Here is a 21,267-nt window from a genome sequence, read left to right as displayed (position 1 = left end):
ACTTATTAAACCTTCCGATTATGAAAAGCCTTAAACTGCTGCTGTGCTTTGCAGTATCACTGCTCGTTATATCCTGTTCTGATAAATCAGGAGAAGACTTTGACTCCGACCCGTCATTATATACTGAATATATTACCAGCTATACTTCGGGGTTAATTTCTACAAAAGCAGATATTCAGGTAGGGCTTACTTTTGCTAACGACGATTGGCACGCAGATAAAGAGTTGGATGACGACTATTTCAGCATTTCCCCAAGTGTTGACGGTAAAGTACTTTTGGTGGGGAGTAACACCATAGCTTTTCGCCCTGACGAAAGGCTGGAAGAGAACACAGAATATCGCATAACACTGCACCTCTCTAAAATAACCGATGTGCCTAAAGAACTGAAAGACTTTAACTTTAGGGTAAAAACACTGGAGCAGGATTTTATGGTTACTACGCTCGACCTGCAATCGTACAGTAAAGACTTCCAGTACCTGAACGGTGTGCTGAAAACCAGTGATTTTATGGATGCCCTAACGGCAAAAAAACTGGTAAGGGCAGAGCAGGAAGGCAGGCAGCTACCCATTAGGTTTGATATGAAAAAGGGCGAGGCAACAGAGTTCTTTTTTGTAATAGACAGTATAGAACGCAAAATAGACGACAGCAAAATAAAAATACACTGGAACGGCGAAGCCATTGGCATAGAAAAAGCAGGCGTAGAAGAGTTTGAAATTCCCGGTAAAAACAACTTTAAGGTAATCAGTATGGATATCGGTCCCGATGATAACCAGTCGTTATTCATTAATTTTTCCGATCCTTTACGCAAAGAGCAAAATTTTGACGGACTTGTAGCGGTCGAGGGAGCCAATAACCTCAAGTATGCCGTAGATGGTAACCTGCTGAAAGTGTTTTTTGAAGAACCGCTTACAGGAACACGTTTGGTTGAAGTATTTCAGGGAATAGAAGGCATTGACGGTTTTAAAACAAAGGCGACACACTCTGCCAAGATACTTTTTGAGCAAATGAAGCCCGAAGTGCAGTTCCTGAAAAGCGGAACAATATTACCAACATCCAGCAACCTGAAAATCAATTTTCAGGCAGTTAACCTAAAAGCAGTCGATGTAAAAGTATATCGCATCTATCAAAATAACGTATTACAATTTTTACAGGATAATGACATAAACGGAGCATACAACCTGCGAAAAGTAGCCCTGCCCATAGCCAAAAAGAAAATTATACTGAACAATGATAAAATGGCCAATTACAGCCGTTGGAATCCGTATGCGCTCGATCTGTCCTCACTAATAACCCCCGAACCGGGAGCCATATACCGGGTAGAACTATCCATAAGGAAATCGTACTCGTTATACCGTTGCGGGTCAGGAAGCGATGAAGATGAAACCGAAGAGGAAGAAGATGAGAATGAAGACTCCGAGTTTTATTCAAACTTTGATAACGAATACTATGATTATTACGACTATGACTACAATTACAACTGGAGCGAACGTGAAGACCCTTGTAGCAAGTCCTATTTTTATAATAAAAAAATAGCCACCAATGTACTGGCGAGCGACTTAGGCGTTATTGCCAAAGGAGGAGAAAACAACAATTACTTCTTTGCGGTAAGCAGCATTACCACCGCGCAGCCTGTGAGTGGAGCAAAAATAGAAGTCTATAACTTTCAGCAACAAAAAATAGCTTCGGCAGATACCGATAGCGAGGGTACGGCGACCCTGTCTTTAGACAAAAGAGCCTTTTTTGCCATTGTTAAAAAAGATAATAATACCACTTACGTGAAAATGGCAGACGGTAACTCGCTCTCGGTAAGTAATTATGATGTAGATGGTACACGCCTGCAAAAAGGGCTCAAAGGCTATGTATATGGCGAGCGGGGTGTATGGCGTCCGGGCGATACGCTTTTTATCGGTTTTATACTGAATGACAAAGCAGCCAAGCTACCGCCTTCGCATCCTATAAAATTAAAACTAAGCGATCCTAACGGTAAGCTGGTACATCAGGCAGTACAAACCTATGATGAAAACAATCACTATAAATTTATAGTCCCCACCGAAGCCAATGCCCCAACGGGTAACTGGGAAGCCGTAGTATCGGTAGGAGGAGCGAAGTTCTATAAGCGTATAAAGATAGAAACCATAAAGCCCAACAGGCTAAAAATAAAAAACGGCTTTGACGGTAAAGTGCTTTCGGCTCACGAATCCAACACCGCAACTCTTCGGGTAAATTGGCTGCACGGCGCAGTGGCAAAAGACCTGAAAGTAGAAATGCAGGCAAAGTTCATGAAAGATGCAACCTCTTTTAAAGGCTACTCTAACTATGTTTTTGACGACCCTGCACAAACATTCAGCACCGAAGAAGTAAACATCTATTCCGGTAAAGTAGATGCCAACGGTAAAGCAACCGTAACGCTGAAACCATCGTTACAATCCAGCGCACCCGGTATGCTAAAGGCAGCTATTATTACCAAAGCCTACGAAAAAGGAGGCGACTTTAGTACCGATGTTATTACGGCATCCTACTCGCCCTATAAAAGCTATGTGGGCGTAAAAATGCCTGAACCGAACAAATATGGTATAATTGAAACAGGAAAAAACAACCGTTTTGATATTGTTGCACTTACCGAAAACGGCAAATCAAAACCCTACCGAAAAGTAGATGTAAGGGTATATAAAGTAACATGGCGCTGGTGGTGGGATGCCACCCATAACGATGTGTCATCATACAATTCGGCACTATCTAATACACCCTATTATTCTAAAACCGTAACTACTGATGCTAAAGGTAAAGCATCGTTTACACTAAATGTACCCGAAAACGACTGGGGGCGTTATTTAGTGCGCGTAACCGATGTAGAAAGCGGGCACTCGGCAGGAGAAACCATATATATGGACTGGTCATACTGGTCAGGACGTACAAAAAGTGGGGGCGGAGAAGAAGCTGCCATGCTGGTATTTGCTACCGATAAAGAAAAATATTCGGTTGGTGAAAAAGCAGTGGTGTCATTCCCATCCGGCGAAGGAGGGCGCGCGTTGGTGTCTGTGGAAAATGGGTCGGAAGTAGTGGCAACCTATTGGGCAAATACCGCCAAAGGAGAAACAAAGGTAGAAGTACCCATAACCGCAAAAATGGCTCCGAATGTGTATGTAAATGTTACGCTGTTACAACCTCACGCCACTACTAAAAACGATGCGCCCATACGCATGTATGGTATTGTACCCATAGAGGTAGTCGATAAAAACACGATTCTCGAACCGCAAATAAACATGCCTTCGGTATTAAAACCGGAGCAGAAAGCCACGATAAAAGTAAGTGAGAAATCAGGTAAGGCAATGACTTATACCGTAGCCATTGTAGATGATGGCTTGCTCGACCTTACCCGATATAAAACCCCCAATGCATGGGATGCATTTTATGCCAAAGAAGCACTCGGTATAAAAACATGGGATATATACGATGATGTAATAGGGGCGTATGGCGGCAAAGTAAACCAAGTATTCAGCATAGGTGGTGACGAAGACCTTGGCGGCGGTAAAGCTAAAAAAGCAAACCGCTTTAAGCCTGTGGTTATCTACCTGGGTCCTTATACCCTTAAAAAAGGCGAAACCCGCAGCCATAGTATAACCCTGCCAAAATACATAGGTTCAGTACGTACTATGGTAGTGGCAGCCAATGAAGATAATAGTGCCTATGGCAGTGCCGAGAAAACAACGCCGGTACGCAGCCCCTTAATGCTGTTGGCATCGCTTCCGCGAAAAATTACGCCGGGCGAAAAAGTGACGCTTCCCGTTACGCTTTTCGCGATGGAAGACAAAATTAAAAACGTAACGCTACAGGTAAAAACTAATAATGGCTTAAAAGTAGTGGGCAGTGCCTTACAAACCATATCATTTGATCGCCCGGATGAGAAGATAGCTTATTTTGACCTCGAAGTAGGTAATGTAACAGGTATTGGCAAAGTAACCGTTACGACACAGTCAGGTAGCGAAAAAGCAAGCTATGAGGTAGAGTTGGATATAACCAACCCGAACCCCGTTACCCAAAACTTTAAAGAAATGGTATTAGAACCCGGAGCTTCCGGCACAATTAGTTGGGAAGCCTTTGGCGTACCGGGCAGTAACAAAGCAAGGCTGGAGGTATCGTCATTCCCCTCTATCGACTTTAACCGCAGGCTGGATTACCTTATACAATATCCCCACGGCTGCCTGGAACAAACCACTTCCAGCGCGTTCCCGCAGTTGTATTTAAACGATATAGCTGATATTGATGATAAAAGGAAAAAAGACATACAGCGCAATGTGTCGGCAGCGATACAAAAACTGGCAAGTTACCAAATAGGGAACGGCGGTTTTGCCTACTGGTCAGGAAATACACATCCTGACGATTGGGGTTCCAGTTATGTGGGGCATTTCTTTATCGAAGCAGAGAAAAAAGGCTATAAACTGCCGTTAAATGCTAAAAAACAATGGCTGGACTATCAGAAGAAAGCAGCACGACACTGGCGTTACGATAGTTATTACCATAACGATTTTGCGCAGGCATACCGCCTTTATACATTGGCACTGGCAGGCTCGCCCGATTTATCTTCAATGAACAGGCTTCGCGAAACACAAGGTATCTCTAACGACTCCAAATTACGACTGGCAGCAGCTTATGCCCTTGCAGGGCAAAAAAGTGCAGGCTTGGCATTGCTCAACCAAAGCAGTCTTGATATAAATACACAAGGGCACCGTTATTACTATTACGGTTCACCCGAACGTAACAGAGCTATGGCTTTGGAAACCCTTATTCTGCTTGGGCAAAAAGAGAGAGCTTTCCGCATTGCCAATCAGCTTGCAGAGAAAATGTCGTCGCGCGAATGGATGAGTACCCAAACAACAGCGTACTGCCTGTATTCAATGTCGAAATTTGCAAAATCAAACGGATCGAAAGGACTCGATGTAGCCTACACAGCCAAAGGTAAAACACAGGTAATAAAAACCGACAAAACGTTTGCCGACAGGGTATTGCAGGTGTCCAATGATAATACCGTTGCCATACGCAATAACAAGCAGGGCACACTGTATATAAAAGTAGTATATAGCGGCATACTGCCTGTGGGGCAGGAGCAGGAAGAAAACCGGGGGCTGAGTACTGCCATCGTTTTTAAAGACAGGGGAGGCAGTGTTATCAACCCGTCACAGTTGGCACAGGGAACGGAGTTTGTTGCTGAGGTAACCGTACTAAACCAAAAAGGCGAATATGTAGAGAATATCGCGCTTACGCAGATAATCCCTTCAGGATGGGAAATTGTAAATACCCGCTTTACCGATTTTGGTGCTTTTGCCGAGAATAATGCCGATTATATCGACATCAGGGACGACAGAGCCAATTTCTACTTCCCATTAAAAGCTAACGAAAGCAAAAAATTCAGAATACTGCTTAATGCCAGTTATATGGGCAGTTATTACCTGCCGGGCGTACAGTGTGAGGCAATGTATGATAATGACTTCCTTTCGCGTACCAAAGGACAGTGGGTAAAAGTGGTTAAGGAGTAAATTACAAGGGCTGTTTCGAAAGTGTCATTCTGAACGCAATGTAATGGAGTGAAGAATCTTTATCATCTGGTAAATAACAGATTCTTCCTTCGTCAGAATGACAAAAGTGTTTATTCAATCAATTTTGAAACAGCTTCTATAAACTTTTAATCTTCAATATGAAGATACTACGCTGGATAAAAAAGAACAAGATAAAATCGGTTATCATACTTGCATTGCTGGTGTGGTATTATTGCTGTCTGCCCAAACAGCTTTTTAATAATCCGTATGCAACGGTTATAGAAAGCCGTGAGGGCGAACTGTTGGGTGCACGTATTGCCAAAGACGGGCAATGGCGTTTTCCTGCGCAGGACAGTGTGCCTTATAAATTCAGGAAGTGTATTGTTTATTTTGAAGACCGGCATTTTTATAAACATCCCGGTTTTAATCCCGTTTCTATTATAAATGCCATACGGCAAAATTATAAAGCAGGTAAGGTAGTGCGGGGCGGTAGTACGCTTACGCAGCAGGTAATACGCCTTTCCCGCGAAGGGAAAAAACGCAGTTACTTCGAAAAACTGATAGAACTGATACTCGCTACCCGTTTGGAATTTCGCGAAACTAAAGATGATATATTAGGGCTGTATGCTGCCCATGCACCCTATGGCGGTAATGTGGTAGGGCTGGAAATGGCTTCGTGGCGGTACTTTGGCGTACAACCCCATCAACTTTCGTGGGCAGAGTCAGCTACACTGGCGGTATTGCCTAATGCTCCTGCATTGATATATCCGGGTAGGAATCAGGATGATTTACGCGATAAGCGCAACAGGCTGCTCAAAAAATTATATACCGAAAAAGTAATTGATAAAACCACTTACGAATTATCATTAGAGGAAGAACTACCCCAAAAACCGTTCGACTTGCCCGAAACTGCACCGCATCTATTACAAAACATTGCAAAATCGCAGGAGGGACATCGTATAACAACTACCGTAAACAGTGTGTTACAACAGCGCGTAAACCAAATAGCAAAACAGTACTATAACGAATACAGGCAAACCGAAATATACAACCTTGCCATACTGGTGGTAGATGTACAAACCCATGATGTTATTGCCTATGTGGGCAATGCACCTACGGATAAATTCCACCAAAAAGATGTAGATATTATACCCGCTCCGCGCAGTACGGGCAGCATACTAAAACCCTTGCTGTTTGCCAGTATGCTTGATGCGGGCGAATTGTTGCCCAATACCCTGATAGCCGATGTGCCTACGCAAATATCGGGCTATACCCCTAAGAATTATAACATGAGCTACGACGGTGCTGTGCCGGCACAAAAGGCGTTATCGCGTTCGCTGAACATACCGTCAGTACTCATGTTACAGGATTTTGGCGTATATCGTTTTTACGAACAGTTACAGCATTTTAAACTACGCGATGTTAACCGGCACCCGAACCATTACGGATTATCGCTCATTTTGGGTGGTGCCGAGTCCAACCTGTGGGATTTATGCCGAACCTATGCAGGACTTACGGGTACGCTGAACCATTTTACTACGCATGATGCAAAATACCGTAAAAATGAATTTGCGGAACTGAACTGGGATAATAAAGTGAAGCGAAACTTTGGTAAGGAAACCTTTAATAAACCCCAGCTTTGCGCAGGGGCTATATGGCTTACTTATAACGCTATGAAAGAAGTAAACCGCCCCGAAGGCGATGAGGCATGGCGTTTTTATGACTCCTCGCTTGAAATTGCATGGAAAACAGGCACGAGCTTTGGCGGTCGCGATGCCTGGGCTATCGGTACAAGTCCGCGCTATGTGGTAGGGGTGTGGGTAGGCAATGCCTCAGGAGAGGGCAGACCGTCGCTTACGGGTGTTGGGAGTGCTGCTCCTGTGCTGTTTGATGTATTTAACCTGCTGCCCCGTCAGCCTTGGTTTAAAGCACCGCTTAACGATTTGGAAGAAGCCGATATTTGTAAGCAAAGCGGCCACCTTGCAGGGGAGCATTGCCCCACAGTAAAGCAATGGATACCCGTTAGCGGGAAAAATACGGAGGTATGTCCCTATCATACAGTGGTTAACCTTGATGCTACGGAGCAGTATCGTGTAAACAGCAGTTGCGAGAGCGTAAACAGTATGGTAACGAAATCGTGGTTTGTACTGCCTCCTGTTATGGAGTGGTATTACAAAAAGCAACATATTGATTATGTCACCTTACCGCCTTTTCGCAGTGATTGTACCGGAACTATGAGTAACACCATGGGCTTTATTTACCCGAAAGACAACGGTAAAATATACTTAACTAAAGATTTTAGCGGTAAGCTGCAACCTTTTGTGCTAAAAGCAGCACATACTAACCCTGATGCAAGAGTGTTTTGGTATTTGAATGACAAGTATTTGGGTATGACACAAACGTTTCATGAAATGCCTGTAGAAGCCAAAACGGGACAATATTATATTACCATTACCGATGAGGGTGGTAACGAACTTAACAGGCACATAGAAATTGTATCGCAGTAGTTTATTCGGTTACAACAGTTTCTTTTTTAGCAAAAGCCCTTTTGTTGAAAGCGATTAATATCCCTACCCCTATGGATATAGCAGCATCGGCTACATTGAATATGGCATTAAAGAATGAAAATTCCTGACCGCCCCAAAAAGGTAGCCAAGAGGGTAATGTACCGCGCCATATCGGGAAATAAAACATATCGACTACTTTGCCGTATAAAAGTTTTCCGTAGGGTTCGTCAGCAAATAATGTAGCTACTTGCCCATGACTGTGATCGAAAATAACCCCATAAAAAACAGAGTCGATAATATTACCGAAAGCCCCTGCCAGTATCAGTGCGATGGGAACAATAAGATAGGCAGAGTATTTTTTCTTTACCGAATCATGCAGCCACCAGCCTATGCCTGCTACGGCAGCTATCCTGAAAAGGGTAAGAAAAAGCTTGCCATACATACCGGGAATTTCCGCGCCCCAAGCCATACCCTCATTTTCTATAAAATGTATCCTGAACCAGTCTTGCTCTAAAACAGTAAAAGACTCGTCAAGTTTCATAGTAGTCTTTACTATTATTTTAGATATCTGGTCTATCAATAATACAATTACAGCAATTAAGTAGGCTTTCTTTAACGACATTATAAAAATTTTACCCGCAAAAATAAGTGAAATTATTAAATAATGTCTCTCTGTTTGTGGCTAATCCGCAATTATTGTATGGGTTGTAATGAAAAAGCCGCTTATAAAGCGGCTTTTTTTATTTATTATCGTTGCATGTTCTTGGCTTCGATGCTCATAGTAGCATGTGGCACAAGTTTCAGCCTGTCTTTATTAATAAGTTTTCCGGTAACCTTGCATACCCCGTAGGTTTTGTTTTCGATACGGATAAGTGCATTTTTAAGGTCGCGGATAAATTTTTCCTGACGGATGGCAAGTTGTGAATTTGCTTCTTTACTCATCGTTTCGCTGCCTTCTTCAAAAGCCTTAAATGTTGGCGATGTATCATCAGTACCATTATTAAGGTCGTTCATATATGCGCTGCGGATAAGATCCAAATCAGCTTTAGCTTTTTCTATTTTTTTTGTAATCAATTCTTTGAACTCTGCTAAGTCAGCATCAGAGTATCGTATTTGCTCATCTACCATATTCCAATTTATTTTGAAATTAATACTAAGGTTTTTATATCATCAAATTCTATTTCTGTTCCGTTTGCAATTTCATTTTTAAATATAAGCTCTTCCGTAAGCGTTTCCGATTTTATGTAGTCCTCATTTGCAGTTACCGCACTTTCCAGTGTTTCGTCTGACTGAAGGAATACTTTTATTTTATCGGTTACTTCAAACCCTGAATCTTTTCTCAGGTTCTGTATCCTGTTTACCAGCTCGCGGGCTATACCTTCCTTCCTCAATTCTTCGGTTATGGTAATATCCAGTGCTACCGTTATTCCGTTGGCATTGGCTACCAGTAAACCTTCTATATCCTGCGAAGAAATCTCTACATCTTCAGATGTTAAAGTAATACTTTTTCCTGAAATTTCAATGGTTACGCTTCCCGTTTTGTCTATCATGGCAATCTGTTCCTGCGAGAAATTTTGTATCTCTTTGGAAACCAACCCCATATCTTTCCCGAAACGGGGTCCTAATGCTTTAAAATTAGGCTTAATCTGTTTTACCAAAACGCCCGAAGCGTCATCCAGCAATTCTATTTCTTTTACGTTTACCTCTGCTTTTATCAGTTCTGAAACGGCTTCAATTTCGGCTTTCTGCTTTGCGTCAAGTACCGGAATCATTACCTTTTGCAGTGGTTGGCGCACTTTTATCATTTCCTTTTTGCGCAGTGACAATACTAATGATGATATAGTTTGTGCTTTCTCCATTCTGCTTTCCAGCGATTTATCAACAAAGTTATCATCATGCTGCGGAAATTCCGCCAAATGTACGCTCTCAAAACTTTCTGACTGTGAAGCCTGTGTTAAATCTTTATAAAGCCTGTCCATAAAAAACGGGGCTATGGGGGCTCCCAGTTTTGCCACCGCTACAAGGCAGGTATATAGTGTTTGGTAGGCTGCAATTTTATCTTCGGCATATTCGCCTTTCCAAAAACGACGACGGCATAGCCTTACATACCAGTTGCTCAGGTTTTCCTGTACAAAGTCGGATATTGCCCTTGCTGCTTTGGTTGGCTCATAGTCGGCATAATAGCTATCTACATTTTTTATAAGCGTGTTCAGCTCGCTCAATATCCATCGGTCTATCTCCGGCCTGTCAGTAAGCGGAATTTCCGGTTCACTGTAAGTAAATTCGTCAATATTAGCATATAACGCAAAGAATGAGTAGGTATTATACAGCGTTCCGAAGAATTTTCTTCTCACTTCGGCTACACCTTCTATGTCAAACTTCAGGTTATCCCATGGGTTGGCATTGGCTATCATGTACCAGCGGGTAGCATCGGGGCCGTATTCGGCAAGCGTGGTAAACGGATCTACGGCGTTGCCCAGCCTTTTACTCATCTTTTGTCCGTTCTTGTCCAGTACAAGCCCGTTACTCACTACGTTTTTATAGGCTACTTCGCCAAATACCAATGTGCCTATGGCGTGCAGTGTGTAGAACCAACCACGGGTTTGGTCAACCCCTTCGGCGATAAAGTCCGCAGGGAAAGCGGTATGGTTGTCTATCAGTTCCTTATTTTCAAAAGGGTAGTGCCATTGTGCGTATGGCATTGCGCCACTGTCAAACCACACGTCTATCAGGTCGGCTTCGCGCTTCATGGGTTTACCGTTTGGCGATACCAAAGTAATAGCATCTACTACATTTTTGTGCAGGTCAACAAGGTTGTAATTTTCCTCGCTCATATTGCCTGCTTCAAATCCTTTAAACGGATTTTCGGTCATTATACCTGCAGCTATGGCTTTTTCTATCTCGTTGCATAGCTCTTCTACCGAGCCTATCATCATTTCTTCGGTTTTGTCTTCCGTACGCCATATGGGTAACGGAATACCCCAGTAGCGCGAGCGCGATAAGTTCCAGTCGTTGGCATTTTTCAGCCAGTTGCCAAAACGTCCTTCTCCTGTTGCTTTTGGCTTCCAGTTGATAGTTTCGTTAAGGTCGAACATTTTATCTTTAACATCGGTTATTTTAATAAACCAACTGTCAAGCGGATAATATAATAGCGGTTCATCCGTACGCCACGAGTGTGGGTAACTGTGCACGTATTTTTCTACTTTAAAGGCTTTGTTTTCCTCTTTCAGTCGGATGGCTATCTCAACATCCACCGATTTTTCAGGAGCTTCGTCTTTATCGTAATATTCGTTCTTTACATATTTACCGCTAAGGTCGCCCATTCCTTCAATGAAACGTCCTTGCATATCTACCAACGGAACAGGTGTTCCGTTAGCATCCAGTACCAGCATTGGCGGTACTTCGGGTTGTGCTTCTTTGGCTACTTTGGCATCATCCGCACCAAAGGTAGGCGCGGTATGTACTATACCGGTACCATCTTCGGTAGTAACAAAGTCGCCTGATATTATGCGGAAAGCATTTTCTGGATTTTGATACGGTAGTTTATAGGGTAATAACTGCTCATAGCGGATGCCTACTAAATCGGCTCCCTTAGCTTCGGCTAATATTTTAAACGGGATATTTTTATTTGTATGATTAACTTTTTTCTCAATTAGTAAATCAAGTTCTTTTTCATAAAGAAAGTTTAATTGGTTATTTAAAACCTCTTTCAAATTACCTACCCTTTTGTTTGCGCCAACGATGTTAATAATTAAATCATATTGATCATGGTCTATGTTTTTACCAAGTATCAATTCGATTCTTCTTTTTCTACCTTCATAATTGAGTATATCCTCATTGTCAAAATTACTATTACAATTTTCAGTGTAATAATGATCTATATCATCAGAAGTAATTTTATCTGCAACTTTAAAATATCCTTTTCCAAATTGTTTACCAACAAGGTTTTTAGCCAATACTACATTGATAGGTTCAAAAGTATATTGGTTAAAGGTTTTTACTAATACATAATCTATTTTTGGTCCTACGGTAAGGGCAGTATTACTTGGCAGCGTCCAAGGGGTGGTTGTCCATGCCATAAGAGCCCCTTCCAACTCCCCCGAAGGGGGAGAGTAGTTGAATGCTTTTGACAGCGTATTCTCTCCTGTGTTCAGGGCTCTAAACTGAGCTACTATGGTAGTGTCGGTTACATCGCGGTAAGCGCCGGGCTGGTTTACCTCGTGTGAGCTTAACCCTGTACCCGCTTTTGGCGAATAGGGTTGTATGGTGTAGCCTTTATAAATAAGTCCTTTGTCGTATATCTGTTTTAGCAACCACCATACCGTTTCCATGTATTTGGGTTTGTAGGTAATATACGGGTCTTCCATATCTACCCAATAGCCCATTTTTTCGGTAAGGTCGTTCCACACGTCAGTATAGCGCATTACAGTGCGTTTACACGCTTCGTTATATTCTTCTACTGATATTTTTGTACCGATGTCCTCCTTGGTAATGCCGAGTTCTTTTTCCGTACCCAGTTCTACAGGCAGTCCGTGGGTATCCCATCCTGCTTTACGCTTTACCTGAAAGCCTTTTTGGGTTTGGTAACGGCAAAAAATATCTTTAATGGCACGTGCCATAACGTGGTGTATTCCCGGTAGTCCGTTGGCACTTGGCGGTCCTTCGTAAAATACATATTGTGGTTTACCCTCGCGAGTAGTTACACTTTTTTCAAAAACGTTTTCTTTCTTCCAGAATTCCAGTACTTCGCCTGCTACGTTTGGCAGGTCAAGTCCTTTATATTCAGTAAACTTCTTACTCATTTTAGTCCTTATAATAATCAATTTGCGAAAGTAAGGATTTTTTTTATGTAATGGTAGTTATTGCTGTATATAGGGCAGATTTAAGGATTTGGTAAGAATAGAGGCAAATTTTTTCAAATGCAAAGCCCATCTAAAAAACTAAACAGGCTTTTTACTATAAGTATAAAAAGTGTTATTATAGCGTTTGGTCGTCTATAGCGGCATCAGGAGCATTTTTCTTTACCGACTCTATCCCATTATCACGTGCTGCAACACTTGCATACATTTGGCTGGTACCAATTATAAGACCATTGGCTGCTCTTAGGTTAAAGAAAGGTTTTCCGTTTGAAGATTCATTACGGTCGAAATTAGAGTCGTCTTGAGAGTTAGTCCTTACCGATTCAATCCCGTTTTGGCAACCTGCTTTAGAGGCATACCCTTGGCTGGTAAGAATTATTTCTCCGTTAGCTGCTTTAAGGTTAAACTGATAGTCATCATTTACTCTTCTCAAAATTTCAAATTTGCCCATAATAGGATGTTTTGTGATTAATAAATGCTAATATAATAATTTATGAGGTATGAGTAGTGTTTTTAATTCTTATTTAATCCTCTTTTCTCTGCTTCTTCTTCAAAGAGTATTCTGCTTTTTCTGGTGGCTCTTCTTCCTTTATTATAACGCGAATTTTCTTCATCAACTATAAGATTATCAATTACAAACTTAATCTCGGCGTCAGTTAATTCTGTAGGGTTTCGAAAAAATAAATCATCATTAAACTGTTTCTCTATAATTATTTCATTTTCCAATTGATTAATGCGTTGTTTGGGTATATCAATAATTATATTATCTATTATTTCATGTAAAGTACTGCTTAAGATTTCTCTATTGAGAATTTTTAGGTAATCTTCTACAATTCTTTTCTCTACAAATATTTTACCTCCTCCTGCCCAATGACGGTCAGTCATATCTTTCTTTACGCCTGATATCCAATATTCTTCACCTGTTTCAATATCAAAATAATTAGCATAAATACCGGTTCCGGCTAACGACTGAAAAGCTTTCCCGTTAAAGTATATTGTTCTGCCCGATTTTGAAAAAGAAACTAAACCTATCCATGCTGAACCATTATCATTAAAACCGGTTTTTAGTTCTATATATTTAATTTGTGGTTTCATTACAACTCCCTTTTTGATATCATGTAAACATAACAATATTAATAATTTTATTAAAACAAAAAAACCGCCCCAACATCAGTCAGGGCGGTTTTTGTTATTCTGTCGCGATAGCATTTCCTTTGCTATCATAAAAGCGGTATTCTAAATACGTGTAAGCGTCACGAGGTATTACTTTTACCCATTTTTTATGTTCAAAAAACCATTTTGAACGTATGGACGGGAAGCCCTTAGTAAGGTATGCGGCAACAAAAGGGTGTGCATTCAGCACTATCTTTTTGTTACTCTTTATAATTCTTTCAAGGTCGGCCGTTATTCTGTCAATCACAAGTATAGGAGCTTCAATTTCCCCATTTTCATTATTGGGGTCTTCCTCTCGTGTTTTGATGTTTACTTCAGGCCGTACGCGCTGTCGGGTAATTTGAACAAGTCCAAATTTACTCGGAGGCAGGATCTTGTGTTTTGCCTTATCGTCGCTCATTTCTTCTCTTAAAAAGTCGTAGAGCTTCTTCCTGTTGTCGGGGTTAGACATATCTATAAAATCAATTACGATAATGCCACCCATATCCCTTAGTCGTAGCTGCCTTGCAATCTCTGCGGCGGCTATAAGGTTTACTTCCAGAGCGGTGCCTTCTTGGTTTAGAGCTTTGTTTGACCGATTACCACTGTTCACGTCAACAACGTGCAGGGCTTCGGTGTGCTCTATAATAAGATAAGCCCCTTTGCTCATAGAAACGGTTTTGCCAAATGAGGTTTTTATTTGCCTTTCAATGTTATATTTTTCAAAAAGAGGCAACTCTCTGCTTTGGTAGAGTTTTACGATATTGGCTTTTTGGGGAGCTATCTCCTGCAGATAGTCCTTAGTTTGGTAAAACAGGTCCTCATCATCTACATATATACCGGTAAAGGTATCGTTAAAAACATCACGCAGTATGGAGGAAGCTTTGTTAACTTCGCCCAGTACTTTGCTGGGATGATGCGCACCGGGAATACGTTTGCACAAAGCAGTCCATTTGTCCAGCAGGTTTTGCAGGTCTTTGTCCAGTTCGGCTACTTTTTTATCCTCGGCTACTGTTCTTACAATAACGCCAAAGCCTTTGGGTTTGATTGATTGCACCAAACGCTTCAGGCGGTCTTTCTCATCTTTAGAATCTATTTTCTGTGAAATCGAAATCCTGTCAGAAAACGGTACGAGTACTACATATCTGCCGGCCAGCGAAAGCTCAGAGCTTATGCGGGGTCCTTTTGTAGATATAGGCTCTTTTACCACCTGAACAAGAATTGACTGATTGGCGTTGAGTACATCGGTAATCACACCATCTTTATCAATCTCTTTTTCGAAAGGAAAATTTTTAAGTGAGAAATCTTTTATTTTACCTGCGCTTACAAGTTTTATGAATTTCATTAGGGAGGGTAGGTTAGGACCTAAATCATGATAATGTAAAAAGGCATCTTTCTCGAAGCCTACGTTTACAAAAGCAGCATTAAGCCCTGCTACAGGTTTTCTGATTTTGGCAATAAAAATATCGCCTACAGAGAACTTGTTTTTATCTTCCTTTTCCTTATGTAATTCTATTAGTTTTCCATCTTTTAATAAGGCAAAATCTACGGCTTCAGAACCAGATTGAATAATTAGTTCTTTGTTCACACTGTACATTTTTATCCGCTATAGGGTTTATTGGTTTCGTGTTTTGAGTTTTGCATTTGCGCAACCCGCAACCCGCAACCCTTAACCGGTATGCAGATGGATTAAACAATTATTTACAGGTAGTTAATACCCGGCGGATGTTTTTTTAAGACTTTTAGAGGAGAGATAAAAGATGACAGAATCGTTATATTACCTAAATTCTATTATCTCATATCTATTATCTTGTTGTCTTTACATCCATTTTCAATGAACTTTGTTTTAAAAAAGAAAAAGTAGTTTAAACTACTTTTTCTTTTTGTGACGGTTAGCTCTCGCTCTTTTTTTTCTTTTGTGAGTAGCTACCTTATGTCTTTTTCTTTTTTTCCCACTTGGCATAGTGTCTAAGGGTTTAGGTTAATAAATGAGTTCTGTTACTTTACTTCAGTATTCGTTTTTACACCGTCAACAAATATTTTTGCAGGTTTAAATGCAGGTATGTTGTGTGCAGGTATTTTAATTGTAGTGTTCTTGGAGATATTTCTTCCTGTTTTTTCAGCACGGGTTTTGATTATAAAACTGCCAAAACCTCTCAAATAAACATTATCACCGGTTTCCAAAGAGTTTTTAACTTCTTCCATAAAAGACTCTACTGTTGCTTGCACATCTCCCTTTTCAAGTCCAAGTTTTTCAGAGATTTTTGCTACGATGTCTGCTTTCGTCATTTTCTTTATTAAATTTATATTTGTATGTATTTTTTTCGAGTGTGCAAATATAGGAATTAAATAAACAATATTTCAACGTTAACGCATTAAAATTTAATAACATAAACTTTTAAATTTGCTAACTCATTCACAACAATGGAATTTTCTAAGCTCTTAATACAATGGTATTTACAAAATAAGCGCGATTTGCCATGGCGCAAAAATGCCCGTCCGTACCCCGTGTGGCTCTCCGAAATAATGCTCCAGCAGACGCGTGTGGCACAGGGAATGCCTTACTTTTTCAAGTTCATGGAAGCCTTTCCTACCATAGTGCATCTTGCCAATGCACCCGAGGAGCAAGTGTTGAAGTTGTGGCAGGGGCTGGGCTATTACTCGCGGGCGCGCAACCTGCACGCTACGGCCAAGTATATTGCTTATGAGCTTGACGGTAAATTTCCTGACAGCTATAAAGAGTTGGTAAAATTAAAAGGTGTGGGCGAATATACTGCTGCGGCAATAGCCTCTATATGTTACGGCGAACCTGTACCTGTGGTAGATGGCAATGTATATAGAGTGCTCTCGCGCTACTTTGGTATCGAAACCGATATATCGTCCTCATCAGCTAAAGCTGAATTCAGGGCGATAGCAGCACAACATTTGCCAAAAGATAAAGCGTCAGAGTTTAATCAGGCAATGATGGAGTTTGGCGCACTGCAATGTGTACCCAAAAGCCCTGATTGTGCCTGCTGCGTGTTTGCTTCCGGCTGTGTTGCCTACAACACGGGTAAAGTAACCTACTTGCCCGTAAAACTAAAGAAAACCAAAGTAACCAACCGTTACTTTAATTACATAGTGGTAAACGATTTGCAGGGTGGTAGTATTATTAACAAACGTTTAGGTAAAGGCATCTGGCATAACCTGTATGAGTTTCCTTTAATAGAAACAGAGACAGCAGTACCCGAAGAAGAAATGAGCATGATAATTAATGATTATAAAGGTTTGGGCTTTGCCCCCCAAAACATAACCCTTTTGCAAGATACCGTTATACACAAGCTGTCGCACCAGCACCTGCACATCCGCTTTTGGGAAGCGACAACAAATACCATTGTAGAAAAGGCAATAGAACGTGACAGTATAAAGCAATATCCGTTCCCTATTGTTGTTCATAATTTTATAGAGAAGCATTGGGATTGATGCTAAATTTTACTATTTTTGAGTAAATACTTAAACTGAAGTTATGAACGGAACGTTGAACAAAGTGATGCTTATAGGGCATTTGGGCGATGATGTAAAGATGCATTATTTTGACGGAGGAAACTGCATAGGGCGTTTTCCGTTGGCTACCAACGAGGTTTATGTGAATAAGCAAACTAACGAAAGGGTAACCTCTACCGAGTGGCATAATATAGTGGTGCGCAATAAAGCTGCCGAAATATGCGAAAAATACCTGAGTAAAGGCGATAAGATATATGTAGAAGGACGCATAAAGTCAAGACAATGGCAGGGCGAAGACGGTGTGGCGCGATATACTACCGAAATACAGGCCACTGAATTTACCTTTCTTACTACCAAAAAAGAATTTGATACCAACAAGCAACAACAAGCAGCCGCGCCACAGGCAAGCCAACCCGCTAAGCCCGCAGATACTGATTATAATGTAAATGTGCCGGAACCGGATGACGATTTGCCATTTTAATTGTTTAACTAAAACCTAAACCCTTGGACCCCGACCCCTCCAGTATAGTATTATATGATTATAACCTTATTATAGGTTGCGCCGGGATTATATTCCTTTTATTTTGTTCTGCATTTATATCCGGTACAGAGGTAGCTGTTTTTTTACTCTCGCCGGAGGATATCAATATGATAAGCAACAAAAACCCTAAAAAAGGGAAAATGTTGGTATCGCTGCTGGAAAAGCCTAAAAAACTGCTTGCCACAATTGTTATAACCAATACCTTTATAAATATTGCCATCATCATACTGTTCTTTCAGTTTGCCGAGAGCCTTTTTTATGGGATACCCTCGCCATACCTTAAGTTTGGAGTAGAAGTTGCGGTTATAACATTTTCAATACTCCTTTTTGGCGAAGTAGTACCTAAAGTATATGCTACCCGAAACAACCGTACTTTTTCATCGCGGGTTGCCTACTTGTTATACATACTCAACAAGTTGTTATCGCCCATAAGCATACCTATGAGGGAGGTTACACTGGCGCTGCATAAAAAATTTAATGTGCAGTCATCAGGTCTGTCCGTAGGTCAACTTTCGCAGGCTTTAGAGCTTACCGATTATGGTGATGCTACTGCCGAAGAACAAAAAATACTGGAGGGTATAGTAACCTTTGGTAATACGGATGTACGGCAGGTAATGAGCCCCCGTATCGATATTTTTGCGTTGGATGTCGAGGAAACTTTTGCAGAGATATTTCCTAAAATAGTGGAAAGCGGTTTTTCGCGCATACCCATTTATCAGGAAAATATCGACAATATAAAAGGAGTTTTGTTTATTAAAGACCTTATACCTTATATTGATACAGAAGATTTTGAATGGCAATCACTCGTGAGGCAAGCCTTTTTTGTGCCTGAAAATAAAAAACTGGATAACCTGCTCAAAGAATTTCAGGGTATGAAAAACCACCTTGCCATAGTGGTAGATGAATATGGCGGTACATCGGGGCTTATATCATTAGAAGATATACTCGAAGAGATAGTAGGAGATATAAGTGATGAGTTTGACGACGAGGATATTATCTATTCGCAAATTGATGAAAAAAATTATCTGTTTGACGGTAAAATAAGCCTTAAAGATTTTTATCGTATTACGGATGTGGAGGAAGATGTTTTTGAAGAGTCGAAAGGCGAAGCCGAAACCCTTGCAGGCTTTATTCTCGAAATATCGGGCAACTTTCCTAAAAAAGCACAAAAAATTACCTTTAATGGCAATATATTTACCATCGAATCGGTTGATAAGAGAAGAATAAAGCAAATAAAGGTTACACTACAATAAATGAGGAGTATAAAAATACTAACGGCAATAGCTATTGCAACAACTTTTTGCATATTGCTTACATCGTGCAATGATGAAGCAGTGCCTAAACCTAAAGCCTACCTGAGGCTGGACTACCCTATAGAGGATTATGTGGTATATGAAGGCAAATGCCCTTTCAGTTTTGCCTTTAACTCGCAATCGATACTTGAAAGTAAGGGGAATTGTAACTTTACGTTGCAGTATCCTAAAATGAAGGCTACCATATACCTAACCTATAAACCTGTTTCGGGTAACATAGAAGCATTGTTGCGCGATGCACAAAAACTTACTTATGAACACGTTATCAGAGCCGATGCCATACAGGAACAACCCTTTGCCAATGCCATGAATAATGTTTATGGTATGTTTTATCAAGTGGGGGGCAATGCTGCTACCAACGCTCAGTTTTATGTTACTGACAGTACCGATCATTTTTTAACAGGTTCGATGTATTTTTATACCCGCCCCAACTATGATTCGCTAATGCCGGCTACTGCCTATATTAAAGAAGATATGCGGAATATTATGGAAACTGTTAAGTGGAAGTAGAACTTCTATGTTGATATAAATCAAAAGGTGCTGTCTCAAAAGTGTCATTCTGAACGCAATGTAATGGAGTGAAGAATCTCAATTATTTGATAAATAAGCGATTCTTCCTTCGTCAGAATGACAAAAATGCTTGTTTAAACACTTTTGAGACAACCCCTGTATTACTTAAATTTAAGGTTTACACTCACAATATCAGAACTTAATCCGTTTGACCTTGAGTAATGCCCGTATCTTATTTCTATCATATTAAAGTATTTCATACCCAAAACACCGTTAACAGGGGTGAAGTGCAACCCAACCCCCATAAAGTTGCTATCAAAGTCTGACAGGTCGTAATTACTGGTATAAAACTCGTTGGCTGCCGTGTGTTGCTCAAAGGCTTTAAAATATTTAATTGCGGTTTGCTGATAATACCTGTAAAAAGGGCTTATAGAAAAGAAAGGTGATATTTTAACAGGCACTTCTATATTAGCCGTATGCGAGTTTAAATCCCAATCATCAGTATAATAACGGTAGTAGGCACGTATAATAATATTATCGCCTAAAAAGTAATTTGCGCGTACTGCCATAGGGAATTTCAGGCGACTGTCGGGCAGTTCTTCCTGATGTACCGTGCCATCGTTAAAATAGACCCTGTGAAAGGGCAAGGACAAATAACCTTGTTGCGAAACAATATCTGCCTGTACCAGTACCTGAAAGTTTTGGTTTATTACCTGCGAATAGCTTAATGAGCCTACATAAGTATTACGCCCTTCTGTTCCTGATTCTTTAGTGCCGGGCACGCCCCTCAATTCAACAGGAGCTATCATTTTTACTTGGTCAATATAAGCCTGAAAGCGAGCTGTAAACTCTCCGTTACGGTCTTTTGTTTGCTTCGAATAACTTATGTTTCCCCCAAAAGACTGATAATCATATTCTGTTGAAGATGAAACGCCTATTCCCAAAGCATTGCCCTTAGCTTCGTTTTCTCTTACATAGTTAAGTGATGGGTAAACACGTATATCGGCAGATGATGCTGAGGAATTTGCCTGAAGGTCAACCCTGTCAGATGATGCCGAACTATAATAGTCAACACCTACCTCTACATCAAAATTATGCTTAATGTTATTCTCTCCGTACTTAACGAGTTTTACATCAATAGTGTTGGAGATATCCGTAAGCTCCTGCGAGCCTATACCCCCGGTTACGGATGCGTTATTGCCATCCTGACCGTAATAGCTGGAAACTAAGTTTATTTCTTCAATGTTTAATTTCTTGGCTTTATAGGTTGTAGAATCGGTTTCTGTGCGGTTTTGCGCACAAAGCCGCATTATGCCCAGCAGGGCAAATCCTGTAATAAATATACGCCTCATGTGTTTACTGTATTAG

At 40.8% G+C, this 21,267-nt stretch carries 14 protein-coding genes; 6 read left to right on the top strand and 8 right to left on the bottom strand.

From position 1 onward, the window contains the following. Positions 1-20: 20 nt before the first annotated feature. The gene (locus E0W68_RS12655; protein ID WP_135219807.1) at positions 21-5,534 is read left to right on the top strand and encodes an alpha-2-macroglobulin family protein; all 5,514 of its coding nucleotides are present in this window, start codon (positions 21-23) and stop codon (positions 5,532-5,534) included. A gap of 158 nt (positions 5,535-5,692) precedes the next feature. Continuing rightward, a complete protein-coding gene (gene pbpC / locus E0W68_RS12650) occupies positions 5,693-8,041 on the top strand; it encodes a penicillin-binding protein 1C (protein ID WP_135219806.1) in 2,349 nt (782 codons plus the stop codon). 1 nt (position 8,042) lies between these two features. Here pbpC and E0W68_RS12645 read toward each other — a convergent pair whose 3' ends face one another. The 7 genes from E0W68_RS12645 to E0W68_RS12615 form a co-directional block, all read right to left on the bottom strand. After that, positions 8,043-8,663 (bottom strand): lipoprotein signal peptidase, encoded by a 621-nt coding sequence (locus E0W68_RS12645; RefSeq protein ID WP_135219805.1) that lies wholly within the window; start codon positions 8,661-8,663, stop codon positions 8,043-8,045. A gap of 125 nt (positions 8,664-8,788) precedes the next feature. Then, entirely contained in the window at positions 8,789-9,169 is a 381-nt protein-coding gene (locus E0W68_RS12640) for a TraR/DksA family transcriptional regulator (RefSeq protein WP_135219804.1), read from the bottom strand. 8 nt (positions 9,170-9,177) lie between these two features. After that, on the bottom strand, positions 9,178-12,843 hold the full coding sequence (ileS, locus tag E0W68_RS12635) for an isoleucine--tRNA ligase (RefSeq protein ID WP_135219803.1): 3,666 nt from the start codon (positions 12,841-12,843) through the stop codon (positions 9,178-9,180). 175 nt (positions 12,844-13,018) lie between these two features. Continuing rightward, positions 13,019-13,351, bottom strand: a complete 333-nt coding sequence (locus tag E0W68_RS12630) for a YegP family protein (protein WP_135219802.1) — start codon at positions 13,349-13,351, stop codon at positions 13,019-13,021. A 62-nt stretch (positions 13,352-13,413) separates the two neighbouring features. Further along, entirely contained in the window at positions 13,414-13,995 is a 582-nt protein-coding gene (locus E0W68_RS12625) for a hypothetical protein (protein ID WP_205435338.1), read from the bottom strand. Between the two features lie 94 nt (positions 13,996-14,089). Next, positions 14,090-15,649: an Rne/Rng family ribonuclease gene (locus E0W68_RS12620; RefSeq protein ID WP_202922694.1), complete on the bottom strand. Its 1,560-nt coding sequence runs from the start codon at positions 15,647-15,649 to the stop codon at positions 14,090-14,092. Between the two features lie 401 nt (positions 15,650-16,050). Continuing rightward, positions 16,051-16,371, bottom strand: a complete 321-nt coding sequence (locus E0W68_RS12615; protein ID WP_262510436.1) for an HU family DNA-binding protein — start codon at positions 16,369-16,371, stop codon at positions 16,051-16,053. 105 nt (positions 16,372-16,476) lie between these two features. Here E0W68_RS12615 and mutY point away from each other — a divergent pair, with 105 nt between their 5' ends. From mutY to gldD, 4 genes are read left to right on the top strand one after another with little or no spacing between them, the layout of a single operon-like run. Next, the gene (mutY, locus tag E0W68_RS12610; RefSeq protein WP_135219800.1) at positions 16,477-17,514 is read left to right on the top strand and encodes an A/G-specific adenine glycosylase; all 1,038 of its coding nucleotides are present in this window, start codon (positions 16,477-16,479) and stop codon (positions 17,512-17,514) included. A gap of 43 nt (positions 17,515-17,557) precedes the next feature. Continuing rightward, positions 17,558-18,016 (top strand): single-stranded DNA-binding protein, encoded by a 459-nt coding sequence (locus E0W68_RS12605; protein WP_135219799.1) that lies wholly within the window; start codon positions 17,558-17,560, stop codon positions 18,014-18,016. Positions 18,017-18,039: 23 nt separating this feature from the next. After that, the gene (locus E0W68_RS12600) at positions 18,040-19,329 is read left to right on the top strand and encodes a gliding motility-associated protein GldE (protein WP_135219798.1); all 1,290 of its coding nucleotides are present in this window, start codon (positions 18,040-18,042) and stop codon (positions 19,327-19,329) included. Beyond that, the gene (gene gldD / locus E0W68_RS12595) at positions 19,330-19,899 is read left to right on the top strand and encodes a gliding motility lipoprotein GldD (protein ID WP_135219797.1); all 570 of its coding nucleotides are present in this window, start codon (positions 19,330-19,332) and stop codon (positions 19,897-19,899) included. A gap of 161 nt (positions 19,900-20,060) precedes the next feature. Here the strand turns inward: gldD and E0W68_RS12590 are convergent, their stop codons facing one another. Further along, complete coding sequence (locus E0W68_RS12590) at positions 20,061-21,251, bottom strand: DUF3570 domain-containing protein (RefSeq protein ID WP_135219796.1); 1,191 nt, start codon at positions 21,249-21,251, stop codon at positions 20,061-20,063. Between the last annotated feature and the right edge of the window lie 16 nt (positions 21,252-21,267).

The organism is Flavobacterium salilacus subsp. salilacus (assembly GCF_004634195.1).
GTDB classification, from domain to species: Bacteria; Bacteroidota; Bacteroidia; order Flavobacteriales; family Flavobacteriaceae; genus Flavobacterium; species Flavobacterium salilacus.
Note: the sequence above shows the minus strand (reverse complement) of the source record. Positions and strands in the feature narration are given on the sequence as shown.